The sequence below is a fragment of the Bacteroides fragilis genome (assembly GCF_019583405.1).
Lineage (GTDB): Bacteria > Bacteroidota > Bacteroidia > Bacteroidales > Bacteroidaceae > Bacteroides > Bacteroides fragilis_B.
In genome coordinates, this window is the sequence record NZ_SZUU01000007.1 from 58098 (window position 1) to 71752 (window position 13655).

Sequence of the window (13655 nt, forward strand, 5' to 3'; positions counted from 1 at the left end):
TTGACACTCACCCTAAAAAATGAATCCACAATACATGAAGTAATACAATCAACGATTCTATTTCTGCACGAAGTATCTTAATGGCCTGGGTATAATGTGATTTTACGGTAGGAACCGTGATGTGCATCTCGTCCGCTATTTCCTGATTGGAAAGCCCTTTCTCTATTTTCAAACGGCATATTCTTTGCTTTTGAGGGGGGAGTTTGCCGATAGCAGCCCGGAGATGCTCCCTGAAGTCTTTATCCTCGAAATCTTTCAGGAAACCATCATCGGCTTCTTCGTCTTTCTGGGCCATTTCATAGTGCTTCTCGAAAACAAGGTTACGATGTCGTAATTCATTCAGTATGTAGTTCTTTAAAATAGTAAATAATAAACTCCGGATTCCGGACTGAAAGTCAAACCTTTCCCGCTGTTCCCACAGTTTCATAAAGGTATATTGTACGGCATCTTCGGCTTCTTCACCGGATTTGAAATACCGATAGGCCAATGCATACAACAAGCGATTGTACTGCCGGAAAACAGTAACGAAAGCATGCTCGCTACCTTTACGAAGTTCTGCATACAGTTTCTGGTCAAAGTCTAAGAACTGATTCATTATCGAATATTCCCCACTTAAAGATTTAAGGCAAAATACAGAGACCGCAAAGATAAGAAAAAACAGATTGAACCTTATCCTCTTTCAGAATGTTTTATCTGTAGAAATTTAAAACAACAACGGTTATGGAAAAATATCTTATTCACAGTAATGAGCTGCACCTGATCGATCAAGAAAGAATCCACCAGGCAGTAGAACAGATGGTAGAGTCATTGGATATGGCAGCCGGATCTACATTCAGTTTCGATCTTTACAAAGTGGTAGAAACCTATTTCAAGGATTTGGATAAGCGGAGAGAGATAAACCATCTGTTAGGCATCACAGACAACACGTATGATCCGACAGAAGATTTTGGAGTGTGTTAATCGGTTAAATATAAATCTTGAAAAAGGGTGGTTACCTCCGACGAAGTAGCCACCCTTTTTGCATGAGTTATCAGTTGGGTGCCTGATGAACTGTGAGTTGAGGGAAGGGGAAGTTAATGCCTTGTTCGTTGAATGTAGCATAGATCGCCTTGTTAATATCGAAATATACTCCCCAATAATCGGCACTGTTCACCCAGACACGGGCCACCACGTTCACACTGCTCGCATCCAGAGCATGGAGAGCTATAAAGGGAGCAGGATCATCCAGGATACGCTTATCGGCAGCCAGCACCTCACGTACCACCTTCTCAACCTTATTATAATCTTCACCGTAATCCACACCGACAATCCACTCTACCCGCCGGGTTGTCTGATTGCTGTAATTAGTCACGACCCCACTGCTCAGTGCACCGTTCGGAACATAAATCAATTTATTGTCGGCAGTGGTCAGGATAGTGTGGAAGATCTGGATTTCCTTGACAGTACCGGAGACGTTCTGTGCATCTATCCAGTCACCCACCTTATAAGGCTTAAACAGCAGAATGACCAGTCCGCCGGCAAAGTTCTGCAGATTACCCGAAAGAGCCATACCGACAGCCACACCGGCAGAAGCCAGCAGAGCGGCGAACGAAGTGGTTTCCACTCCTAATGCACCTACCACGGAAATAATCAGCAATACGGTGAGAAGGATATTAACGAGGCTCCTTACAAAAGTTTTGATACTGATATCGACATTTCTCTTATCCATAAGACGCCTTACAAGTCGGTTCAGCATCCGGATCAGAAAACGTCCGACTAGAAAGACAATCACAGCCTTCAGGATGTGACCTCCGGCCTGTATACCCGAATCGATCAACTGCTGGGTAACCAGAGCCAGTTTATCCAGTCCATCGGCCTGTGCAATGGCCTGATCAAGCTTATCGGCCGCCACCTGCAGAGAGTCTGCCACTTGTTGCGCGGCTTGAAAGAATAGTAGCATAATAGTACAATTTTAGAAGTTTTTCATTTAATAACAGCAGACAAAGCTACAATGTTTTTATCAAATAGCGAAGTGTTTCTTGCTTAACACACCCAAAAAGCGTAAATTTGCCACCGATTCACTGAGTAGGGGTGCCTTAACATGACGGGCTGAGAACATACCCTTTGACCTGATCCGGGTAATGCCGGCGTAGAGAAAAATAAATTAGCAACATGAAAAAGATGATTTTTGCCGGCTGTCTGATAGCCGGAGCAAGCGTCTTCGCGCAAGCGGGCGAGACAGACAGCTTGAAAGTAGTAAACCTGCAAGAGGTGCAGGTAGTATCCACACGTGCCACTTCGAAGACTCCCGTAGCATTTACCAACGTGTCGAAAGAGGAACTCAAAAAGCAGAACTTCGGGCAAGATATCCCGTATCTGCTCAGTATGACACCTTCGGCACTGACCACCAGTGATGCCGGGGCAGGCATCGGCTATACCACCCTGCGTGTGCGCGGAACGGACGGGACACGTATCAACATCACCGCCAACGGCATTCCGATGAACGATGCCGAAAGCCATACGCTTTTCTGGGTGAACATGCCCGACTTTGCCTCATCGGTGAAGGATATACAGGTACAACGCGGTGCGGGAACTTCGACCAACGGTGCCGGTGCTTTCGGTGCCAGCGTGAATATGCAAACGGAGGGGATTTCGATGAAGCCGTATGCCGAACTGAATGCTTCGTACGGAACCTTCAATGCGCACAAAGAAACGGTAAAATTCGGTACCGGACTGTTGAACGACCATTGGGCCTTCGATGCCCGCCTGTCCAACATCGGTACGGACGGATACATCGACCGGGCTTCGGTAGACCTTTATTCTTTTTATGCACAGGGGGGATATTTCGCCGACAACACTTCGGTGAAGTTCATCACTTTCGGCGGAAAAGAGAAAACATATCATGCCTGGAATTATGCCAGCAAGGAAGAAATGGAAAAGTACGGACGACGTTTCAACTCGTGCGGCATGTACACGGATGATGACGGCAACATCCGTTTCTACAAAGACCAGACGGACAACTATCTGCAAATGAACTACCAGCTCTTGCTGAACCACACTTTCTCGCCGGAATGGAACCTGAACGCAGCACTCCATTATACGAAAGGAGACGGATATTATCAGGAGTATAAGGAGGACCGGACACTGAAGGAGTATCGCCTGCCACCTTTCATGCACGACGGCAAAGAGGTGGACAAGAGCGACCTGATCCGCCAGAAGAAAATGGACAACCACTTCGGTGGCGGCGTGTTCTCGGTAAATTACCAGAACGGAAAGCTGAACGCTTCACTGGGAGGTGCGCTGAACCATTATGACGGATGGCACTTCGGACGGGTGATCTGGGTGAAAAACTACATCGGCGAACTGCTCCCCGACCACGAATATTACCGGAATAAAGCGAAGAAGACGGACGGCAACCTCTATCTGAAAGCCAACTATAACCTGGTGGCGGGGCTCAATGCGTACGCCGACCTGCAATACCGCTACATCAACTATAAGATAAACGGCGACAACGATAAGTTTGACTACAACGCGGACGCCCTGCAAAAACTGGCGGTAAACGATCACTTCAACTTTTTCAACCCGAAAGCCGGGCTGAACTGGGACATAGACGCCAACAACCGGGTTTACGCATCGTTCTCCATCGCCCAGAAGGAACCGACACGGAACAACTATACCGACGGCAACGCGGACGAGTATCCAAAGGCGGAAAAACTACTCGACTATGAGTTGGGATATACCTACCGGAACACTTGGCTGAGCGCCGGGGCCAACTTCTATTATATGGACTACAAAGACCAGTTGGTACTGACCGGAGAGCTGAACGAGATAGGCGAGGCTATGGCGCGCAACGTGCCCGACAGTTACCGGATGGGAGTGGAACTGATGCTGGGTGTGAAGCCCTGCCAATGGTTCCAGTGGGACATCAACAGTACACTGAGCAAAAACCGGGTGAAGAACTTCACCGAAAAGCTGTATGAAGACGAATGGAAGAATCCGATCGAGGTCAGCCACGGAAATACACCGATTGCCTTCTCACCGGACCTGATCCTGAACAACCGCTTCTCGTTCAGCTATCGGGGATTCGAGGCCGCCTTGCAATCGCAATACGTCAGCAAGCAGTACATGAGCAATGCCAGACAGGCTGACCAGACGCTGGACGCCTATTTCGTGAGCAACCTCAACCTGGCTTACACCTTCAAGCTCCCTCACGTAAAGTCGGTTACGGCAGGATTCACCATCTACAACCTCTTCAATGCCGAGTACGAAAACAACGGATATGCAGGCAGCGGTTATAAGATAGTAAAAGGAGAGGTAGAACGCTACAACTATGCCGGCTACGCCGCACAGGCCGGAACGAATGTAATGGGTAACATTTCCATCCGCTTTTAAGCCATGAACTACCTCGAAATCACAGGTACCCTGATCGGGCTGATTTATCTCTGGCTGGAATACCGTGCCAGCATTTACCTCTGGATAGCGGGCATCATCATGCCTGCCATCTACATCTTCGTCTACTACCGGGCGGGACTGTATGCCGACTTCGGAATCAACATCTACTATCTGCTGGCGGCCGTTTACGGATGGATTGTGTGGATGCGGGGTGCCGGCCGGGAGTCGAAAGCCGAACTCCCCATCACACATACTCCGCTGAAAAGGTATCTTCCGCTGACCGCGGTATTCTTAGCGGCCTTCCTCGGCATTGCCTGGATACTGATCCGGTTCACGGACAGCAACGTACCCTGGCTCGATTCGTTTACCACGGCACTGAGCATCATCGGCATGTGGATGCTGGCGCGCAAATACGTAGAACAATGGTGGGCATGGATACTGGTCGACGTGGTATGCTGCGGACTCTACATTTACAAAGAGCTTTATTTCACATCCGCCCTTTACGGACTTTACTCAATAATTGCTATCTTTGGCTACTTTAAATGGAAACAAATGATGCACTATGAAAGTAAATGATATCGATATGGATGCCGTGATACTGGGCAACGGCGAATATCCAACCCACTCCATGCCCGAAACCATGCTGATCATGGCTCCCTATGTGGTATGCTGTGACGGATCGGCCGATGAACACATCCGCCGGGGATTCATCCCAAATGCCATCATCGGTGACGGGGACTCCCTCTCGGCGGAGAATAAAGACCGTTTCAGGGAAATATTCCATCAGATAGACGACCAGGAGACGAACGATCAGACCAAAGCAGTCCATTTCCTGCTGGACCAAGGCAAGAAGGTGATCATCCTTGTAGGCGCAACCGGCAAACGGGAAGACCATACATTGGGAAACATCAGCCTGCTGGTGGATTATATGAAGGTGGGAGCACAGGTGACGATGCTGACCGATCATGGCATGTTCGTCCCCGCATCGGGACGGAACACTTTCAAATCACGCCCCGGACAACAGGTTTCTGTCTTTAACTTCGGTGCCACCGGACTCAGAGGAAAGGGATTGGTATACCCACTCAGCGACTTCGACAACTGGTGGCAAGGAACACTGAACGAGGCGACAGGTGACGAGTTCACGATCCATGCGGAGGGAGACTACCTGGTTTATCTGAATTACTGAGAGGTTTCTCCTTCGTTTCGGCCACCTCGACCAGATAGACACTGATGCATATCATGCCGATGGCAATGGTCTGCGCCCAGCTGAAGCGGTCCTGCCCGACCAACAGGGAAACGATGGTAGCCACCATCAGAATCAGATAACCATAAATGGCGACTACGGTAGTCTTCAGATATTTCAGTCCTATGGGCACCAGCAGATAACTGACGACCGTAGGGAAAATCAGGACGAACAGGAGAACGGACAACGGAAACCAATGCACCGGTCCGGAAAATACCGGTGCGTGAAAACCGGTGATGGCAGAGACCAGAATGCTCGAAAAGGCCGCTCCGGCAAAGGTATACTTCAGCACCGTAAACATCCCGACCGATTTCAGGATACGGTTGCTCGCCACCAGATAGATGGCATAGGCAATCGAACTCAACAGGCACAGCACGTTTCCCGTCAGGGCGTCCGAAGCCAAGTCGTCACTCTTTTGTGCCAGGATACAGAGGATGGCCCCGCCAAGTCCGAGGGAGATGCCGGTAACCTTCAGGACGCTGATTTTCTCTTTGAAGAAGACGACGGCGATGACAAACACCCAAATGGGCTGGAGACTGGTGAAAATGGAACTGGAGACGGGGGTCGTCTTACTCAGCCCCACCAGATAGAGAAACATAAAACCGTAAATGCCCAACGCACCAAGGAGGAAAAGGTAGATCTTTTCTTTGCGGGTAGAAGTCTCGGGCTTGACAAACATTCCGATGATCCAAAAAGCAACGGCGGCAAACACGCACCGGAGGGTCACTCCCGAAAGAGGGCTGACCCACACGGGAAGCAGGTATTTCAACGCATTCATATTCAATCCGCTAAAGGTTTTGGACACCACCATGCTCAGATTGGCCTCCACTTTTTTATTCTTCATCATACACGAGGGGTTAGGTTTTATTGGGGTACAACAAAAGAGGCGGCGGAAAGTTCGGGAAAAGGAGGGCGATAAAGCCCGGAGCGGGAAGCGGATTCCAGTTATTTAGTTTTACACAAGACCCGGCTTTCACCCACGTGCGGGACGAAGAAAACCCGCAGGCGCACGGAAGCGGATCCGGAGACACCCGCAGGCAAAACCAGAGGCGGGACTTTCATCCAAAAGTCCCGTCACTTTTTCCAAAAAGTCCTAAGAGTTTTTTCGAAAAGTCCCGGGACTTTTTTCGCCCCCTCCAGAAGTACTCCTGAGGCCGTTTTCACAGACGATTTCCCACCGGCATCTCCATCCGGGGAAAAGGCCGGCGGCTGTGGGAAAAGCCCTTCTCACCACCGGAGGCACAGAGCATGTACGTCAATAATCCATGACATAAATCGCCTGTGTCACTCTGTGCCCTCAGGGGTGGGTTTCTACCTGCCCAGCAGGTAGCTCTTGAAATCGGCAAACTCCTTCGTCATCGGCAAGCTTTGCTTCTCACCTTTCATAAATGCCCGGAGCTTGGCAGGTATCTCGACCTCAGTACCGATGATGGCCTCAACCGTCTGCAAGAATTTTGCCGGATGGGCCGTCTCCAGGAAGACACCTGTCTCACCCGGCTGCAAGCCCTCTTCCAAGGCACGGAAGCCGCATGCGCCGTGGGGATCGAGCAGATAGCCGGTCTCCTGCCATACGGTTTTCACAGTCTCACGGATCTGCCCGTCGGTATACGTCGCACCGGAAATCTCGGCTGCGACAGCCGCATGCGAGTCACCATACAGATCGAGTACACGGGCAAAGTTACTCGGGTCGCCCACATCCATCGCATTGGCAATGGTAGCAACCGACGGACGAGGATTGTACTGCCCCGTCTGCAAGTATTGATAGAAAATGTCATTCCTGTTATTGGCAGCGATAAAACGCCGGATGGGCAACCCCATCTTCTTGCCGAACAAGCCTGCCGTAATGTTTCCGAAGTTTCCGCTCGGCACGCAGATGACGGCATTCACTGCCCGCCCCGCCCGTTTCAGCTGTGCGTAAGCGTAGAAGTAATAGAAAGCCTGCGGCAGAAAACGGGCCACATTGATGGAGTTGGCCGAAGTCAGCAACAACCGCCCGTTCAGTTCACTATCCATAAAGGCCGCTTTCACCAGCGCCTGACAGTCGTCGAAAGTGCCGTCCACTTCGAGTGCCGTGATGTTCTGCCCCAGCGTAGTGAACTGTTTTTCTTGTATCTCGCTCACCTTTCCCTTCGGATAGAGCACATACACATGGATGCCTTCCACTCCCAGAAAGCCATTGGCCACGGCACTGCCCGTATCTCCGGAGGTAGCCACCAGCACATTCACCTGCTTCCGGCCTTCCTTACGGATAAAGTAGCTCAGCAAACGGGCCATAAACCGTCCGCCCACATCCTTAAAGGCAAGCGTGGGACCGTGGAAAAGCTCCAGTGAGTAGATGTTGTCCTTAACCTGTACCAGCGGAACATCAAAATTCAATGTGTCATAAACGATCTCTTTCAATATTTCCGCCGGGACATCTTCGCCAAAAAAGGCATCCGCCACCCGATATGCGATCTCCTGAAAAGAAAGGCCGTCTATCTCGTCGTAAAACTCCTGCGGCAAACGCCGGATGGTCATGGGCATAAATAACCCCTTATCGGAAGCAAGCCCTTTTACCACTGCTTCTTCAAGTGAAGCAAGCGGTGCCTGCTTGTTTGTGCTATAATATTTCATAGATACTTTTATAATGATTATGCGCTAAATGTTTCATTTCCGTTTCACCACAGATTACACAGATTTTCGCAGATTAATAATATAGATCGTTGATATTTAAGATTAAAAGTTCTGTGTTAATCCGTGTAATCTGTGGTGAACCATATTCGCTAATGATTCATAAACTCTTTGATAAATTCGTCTTCTTTCATCAACCCGTAGCTCCCTTCCACTGCTGCCATTTCATCGAAGGTCTGCACACTGTCCGGTTCGATGCCCGGATACCAGATGAAAAACGGTACCGGTTCATTGGTATGTGTGCGCAGCTCGCAAGGAGTGGGATGGTCGGGCAATACGGCGATGGCCACAGGTTCGTCCCAATCCTTCACCGCCTCGTAGACAGGGCCTACGGCACGGCTGTCCAGGTTCTCGATGGTCCGCAACTTCAGTGCCACGTCACCTTCGTGCCCGGCTTCGTCACTGGCTTCGATGTGCAGATAGACAAAGTCATCCGTCCTCAAGGCTTCCAATGCGGCGACCACCTTATTCTCATAGTTGGTGTCGTACAGTCCCGTCGCCCCTTCCACCGCGATGCGGCGCAGTCCGGCATAATATCCGATACCGTTGATCAGATCGACAGCCGAGATTACGGCTCCCCTCTTCACTTGCGGAAATGTATCGGACAGACGTTCCATCTGCGGACGATAACCCGGGCTCCACGGCCAGATACTGTTGGCAGGGTCCTTGCCTTCGGCCATCCGCTTCAGGTTCAGCGGATGATCCTTCAGCAGTTCCTGCGACTTCAGGATCAGTTCGTTGAGCAAGCCGGCTGTCTCTTCGGCCTCCGGCACCAGCGGTTTCACCATCAGCGGACGGAAAGGCTTTAAAGGCACATCGTGCGGCGGAGTGCAGTCCAACTGCTTGTTCCCCCCTTTCACCACCAGCAAATGGCGGTATTGCACACCGGTATGAAACCGCACCCGGTCGTCACCTAACTTCTCCTGAAGATATTGAATCAACACATCCGCCTCTTCCGTGGTGATATGCCCGGCCGAATGGTTCTTCAGGATATCCCCTTCCGTACAAATCAGGTTGCAACGCATCGCCATCTCGCCCGGCTGCAGATCTACACCGATACTGGCGGCCTCGAGCGGCCCGCGCCCCTCGTATACCTGCGGAAGATTGTATCCCAGAACCGACATGTTGGCTACTTCACTTCCCGGATGGAACCCGTCGGCTACGGTCACCAACCGTCCTACCCGTCCCATGCGGGCCAGTTTATCCATATAAGGCGTTTGTGCATATTGCAGGAGCGTCTTGCCTCCCAACGATTTCACAGGCCAGTCGGCCATTCCATCGCCCAGTATGATGATGTGTTTCATAAGCTTCTTTTTATACGTTTGCAATACTCATGATGTCGGCAAACACACCGGCGGCTGTCACTCCGGCACCCGCACCGTATCCCTGAATCATCATCGGGTATTCCTTATAGCGCTCGGTAGTCAGCAAGATGATGTTGTTGCTGCCCTCCAGTCCGTAGAAAGGATGGTTGCGGTCCACTTCCTGCAAGCCTACGGATGCCTTACCGTTTTCCAGCTTGGCAACGAAACGCCAATGTTTATTCTCGCTTTCGAGCACCTTGCGGCGGGCTTCGAAGTCAGCATCCAGACTGGGTACCTTCTTCCAAAAGTCTTCCAGCGAACCTTCGAAAAAGTCGTTCGGCACAAACAGGTTCTTTTCAACCTCTTCCTGCTCCAGCTTATATCCGGCTTCGCGGGCCAGGATCACCAGTTTACGGATCACATCCTTGCCACTAAGGTCGATACGCGGATCAGGTTCGGAGTAGCGTTCCTCCTGCGCCATTTTGATGGTACGGCTGAAAGGCACATCGGCACTAATCTTATTGAAGATATAGTTCAGTGTGCCCGAAAGGACGGCTTCGATTTTCAGGATCTTGTCACCGCTATGTATCAGGTCATTGATAGTATTGATAATCGGAAGTCCGGCACCTACGTTGGTTTCAAACAGATATTTCACACCACGCTGACGGGCTATCAGTTTCAGTTCGCGGTAATTCTCGTAAGCCGACGAAGCAGCGATCTTATTGGCTGCCACCACAGAGATGTTGTGTTGCAGGAAGTCCTTATACAAAGAGGCGATGTCCGGACTGGCCGTACAATCCACAAATACCGAGTTGAATATGTTCATGCCGATAATCTCTTCGCGGATAGTGTCCAGCGAACTGTCGGTTCCTTTCTCTTTCAACTCCTCACGATAGTTGCCCAAGTCGAATCCAGCACGGCTGAACATCGCTTTCGTCGCATCGATGATACCCACCACATGCAGTTTCAGCCCATTCTCCATCATCAGTTTCTTCTGTTGCTGGCGTATCTGTTCGACAAGGCTTCCACCCACCGTACCCACACCGCAGATAAAGAGGTTGAGCACCTGGTATTCCGAGAGGAAGAAAGAGTCGTGGATCACGTTCAGCGATTTACGCAGTGATTTTGAATCGACCACAAACGATATATTGGTTTCGGACGCTCCCTGCGCACAGGCAATCACATTGATGCCATTCCGTCCCAGCGTGCCGAACAGCTTTCCGGCAATACCCGGTGTATGTTTCATATTCTCACCTACGATAGCCACGGTAGCCAGGTTCTTTTCTGCCTGGATAGGCGAGATCTCACCCATCTCGATCTCTTTGGCAAACTCTTCGTTCAGCACCTCACAAGCCAGATCGGCATCGGCATTACGCACACCGATAGAGGTACTGTTCTCTGAGGAAGCCTGCGAAACGAGGAACACACTGATGCCGTTCTTTGCCAACGCCTTAAAGATGCGGTAGTTTACACCGATCACCCCCACCATACCTAAACCTTGCACCGTAATCAGGCTCGTGTCGTTGATAGACGAAATACCTTTGATGGCCTTGCTCTTCGTATGGTCTACATTCTGCTTGATCACCGTTCCCTGCCCATCCGGATTGAATGTGTTTTTAATCAGAATCGGTATATTCTTGTGACACACCGGATAGATGGTAGGCGGATAAACCACTTTTGCACCGAAGTTACAGAGCTCCGTCGCTTCAACATAGGTCAGCTCACTGATGGTGTAGGCCGTACTGATCACCCGCGGATCGGCAGTCATAAAGCCATCCACATCTGTCCATATCTCCAGGCTATCGGCACCGAGGGCTGCGGCAATAACGGCGGCAGTATAGTCGGAGCCACCGCGTCCCAGATTGGTCACGTCTCCCGAAACCTTATCAGAAGAAATAAATCCCGGTACGAGTGATACCTGTGGAATCTCTTTGAAAGCCTCCCGCACCAGCCGATTGGTCAGTTCCGTATCCAGTGTATGCTTATTGTGTTTTTTTTCTGTCTTGATAAAAGTGCGTGAATCGAACCACACAGCCCCCTGAATCAGCCGTGACGCAATTAGTGAAGACAAGCGTTCACCATAGCTGACAATGGTATCGGATGTTTTCGGGGAAAGGTCTTTAATCAGATAAATGCCCTGAAAAATATCTTTCAGTTCATCAAGCAATTCATTCACCTGATAGTGCAACAAAGTTTGAGTTTCTCCGGCAGGAATCACTCCCTTTACCATTTCTTCGTGACGGCGTACTATTTCCCGATATGCCCCTTCGTAAGCTGCATCGCCGGTGGCGGCCATTCGGGAAGTACTAATCAACTGGTCAGTGATCCCGCCCAATGCGGACACTACAACGATTACCGGCTCACCGGCAGACTCTACGATTTTCTTTACGCTTAAAATGCTGTTCACGGAACCTACGGACGTTCCGCCGAATTTCATTACTTTCATGCAGATACTTATTTAATGGAATGCTTTGTACGCTCCTTAAGGCATACAAAACCACTTTTGTTGATACAAATAATAAAATATAAAATTGAGTTTTGCTTACTTCCTGTAAGCGTGAATCACGTAGATACACATCATACTATATATTAACCCCTAAGGGTCATCCCCATTGTCCCCTGTGTCCCGATCATCAGGATACACATCGATGTGACTGTATGTGGATAGTAATGCATCATTGTCTCTGTTTCTACTTTTGATTTTGATAAGATGTTGCAAAAATAAGAATAATTTCATTCAATCTATCACTTTTTGCGATTATTTTGCGATAAAAATACAGATAAGCTCCGAAAGAGGATAAAAAATGTAGAATAGCAAGCTCCATGCCGTCCTCTTTCCATCTTACCGGGAACCGCTTCCTTCTTTCTATCGCCTCCTGTTTATGGCAAATTCCATAAAAGAAAAAAGTTAAACCGGACTTATGATGAAATAAAGAATCAATATTATTGCCTTTTATAAATTATTGATTATTTTTGCACTCAGTTTAGAGAGCGTTAATGTATCTTTTAAACTAAACATATTTAAGTAGTTAGAAGCGTTTACCATATTATTCTTGTCAAAGGAAATCGCCAATTTCAGAGGAGTATAAGAATAATAGGCAACAAAACGCTCATGCTCAATGTATATCCTTCAATAGTATATAATTGGGCGTGGGCTGTTGTCTTTATTATCTATACTCAGGCGTTTGGCGATGCCTCTTTGACAGATAACAGCAACAGTTCCCACGCTTTTTTTATTTACTCAAACGCCGGTTCGGGGAATGACGGGCAGCGATATACAATGATGAAAGAAACCGTATGGACAGCGTTATTTTGGTGCATTCTCTGCACATCGTGTTCCTCAAGCAAACGAGTAGCTTATTTACAGCAGTTAGGTACGGAGCAGAACAATGCTCTTGTAGAGTTCAATGCCCGTATCATGCCGAAAGATTTGCTTACGATTTCCATTAGCTGCTCCGAACCGGAAGCGGCCCTCCCTTTCAATTTAATAGTACCCACATCACAAAACGAGCTTAATACCACCAACTCGACGAGCCAACCGATCCTGCAAAACTATCTGGTGAACAGTGAGGGAAGGATTACCTTACCCGTACTTGGAGAGTTAAAAGTAGAGAGAATGACAACCCAGGAGATTTCGGATATGATCGCCGAGAAGCTGAAACGTTATCTGAAAGAACAGCCCATTGTTACGGTGCGCCTGGTGAATTATAAAATCTCCGTAATCGGAGAAGTAAACCATCCCGGCATATATACGGTAAACAATGAACAGGTGAATCTTCTTGAAGCAATAGCAATGGCAGGTGACCTTACCATCTATGGCAAACGGAACAACGTACGCATCATCCGCAAAGAAAACAACCGGCAACGATTAATCACCGTCAACCTCAATGATGTAAACGTCATCCACTCTTCCGATTTTTATCTGCATCAGAACGACATTGTATATGTGGAACCCAATAAAGCCAAAACACAGGGAGCCAATATCGGTTCTTCCACCAATCTGCTGATTTCTATTACATCTATATTAATATCAATGGCCGGACTGATTGTGACCATATTAAGATAAC

General features: G+C 49.0%; 11 protein-coding genes and 1 riboswitch. Of the genes, 5 read left to right on the top strand and 6 right to left on the bottom strand.

Annotated elements, in window-relative coordinates:
• Nucleotides 1-7: 7 nt before the first annotated feature.
• A complete protein-coding gene (locus FDF36_RS15090; RefSeq protein WP_005778610.1) occupies nucleotides 8-595 on the bottom strand; it encodes an RNA polymerase sigma-70 factor in 588 nt (195 codons plus the stop codon).
• A gap of 125 nt (nucleotides 596-720) precedes the next feature.
• Between FDF36_RS15090 and FDF36_RS15095 the strand changes: the two genes are divergently transcribed.
• Complete coding sequence (locus FDF36_RS15095) at nucleotides 721-960, top strand: hypothetical protein (protein WP_005778611.1); 240 nt, start codon at nucleotides 721-723, stop codon at nucleotides 958-960.
• A 70-nt stretch (nucleotides 961-1030) separates the two neighbouring features.
• Here FDF36_RS15095 and FDF36_RS15100 read toward each other — a convergent pair whose 3' ends face one another.
• Nucleotides 1031-1939, bottom strand: coding sequence for a mechanosensitive ion channel family protein (locus tag FDF36_RS15100; RefSeq protein ID WP_195316668.1), 909 nt, complete (start codon nucleotides 1937-1939; stop codon nucleotides 1031-1033).
• Between the two features lie 117 nt (nucleotides 1940-2056).
• A riboswitch (TPP riboswitch) is annotated at nucleotides 2057-2153 on the top strand.
• Between FDF36_RS15100 and FDF36_RS15105 the strand changes: the two genes are divergently transcribed.
• The 3 genes from FDF36_RS15105 to FDF36_RS15115 all read left to right on the top strand — a co-directional run bounded on the left by FDF36_RS15105 (nucleotide 2152) and on the right by FDF36_RS15115 (nucleotide 5557).
• The gene (locus FDF36_RS15105; RefSeq protein ID WP_220391895.1) at nucleotides 2152-4371 is read left to right on the top strand and encodes a TonB-dependent receptor; all 2220 of its coding nucleotides are present in this window, start codon (nucleotides 2152-2154) and stop codon (nucleotides 4369-4371) included. It overlaps the preceding riboswitch by 2 nt.
• Nucleotides 4372-4374: 3 nt before the next feature.
• The gene (gene pnuC / locus FDF36_RS15110; protein ID WP_005823108.1) at nucleotides 4375-4947 is read left to right on the top strand and encodes a nicotinamide riboside transporter PnuC; all 573 of its coding nucleotides are present in this window, start codon (nucleotides 4375-4377) and stop codon (nucleotides 4945-4947) included.
• Nucleotides 4934-5557, top strand: coding sequence for a thiamine diphosphokinase (locus FDF36_RS15115; RefSeq protein WP_220391896.1), 624 nt, complete (start codon nucleotides 4934-4936; stop codon nucleotides 5555-5557). Before pnuC ends, FDF36_RS15115 begins: the two co-directional genes overlap by 14 nt.
• Here the strand turns inward: FDF36_RS15115 and FDF36_RS15120 are convergent.
• From FDF36_RS15120 to thrA, 4 genes are all read right to left on the bottom strand, one after another.
• Nucleotides 5511-6458: a DMT family transporter gene (locus FDF36_RS15120; RefSeq protein ID WP_220392011.1), complete on the bottom strand. Its 948-nt coding sequence runs from the start codon at nucleotides 6456-6458 to the stop codon at nucleotides 5511-5513. The two genes, FDF36_RS15115 and FDF36_RS15120, sit on opposite strands and share 47 nt — an antisense overlap.
• Before the next feature lie 467 nt (nucleotides 6459-6925).
• Entirely contained in the window at nucleotides 6926-8227 is a 1302-nt protein-coding gene (gene thrC, locus FDF36_RS15125) for a threonine synthase (RefSeq protein ID WP_220391897.1), read from the bottom strand.
• A 149-nt stretch (nucleotides 8228-8376) separates the two neighbouring features.
• Nucleotides 8377-9588 carry a cofactor-independent phosphoglycerate mutase gene (locus FDF36_RS15130; RefSeq protein WP_220391898.1) on the bottom strand — a complete coding sequence of 404 codons (1212 nt, stop codon included), beginning with the start codon at nucleotides 9586-9588 and terminating at the stop codon, nucleotides 8377-8379.
• Nucleotides 9589-9598: 10 nt separating this feature from the next.
• On the bottom strand, nucleotides 9599-12034 hold the full coding sequence (gene thrA, locus FDF36_RS15135) for a bifunctional aspartate kinase/homoserine dehydrogenase I (protein WP_005823094.1): 2436 nt from the start codon (nucleotides 12032-12034) through the stop codon (nucleotides 9599-9601).
• A 666-nt stretch (nucleotides 12035-12700) separates the two neighbouring features.
• On the opposite strand from thrA, the gene FDF36_RS15140 reads away from it, so the two are divergent.
• Complete coding sequence (locus FDF36_RS15140) at nucleotides 12701-13654, top strand: polysaccharide biosynthesis/export family protein (RefSeq protein ID WP_022011552.1); 954 nt, start codon at nucleotides 12701-12703, stop codon at nucleotides 13652-13654.
• Nucleotide 13655 lies beyond the last annotated feature (1 nt).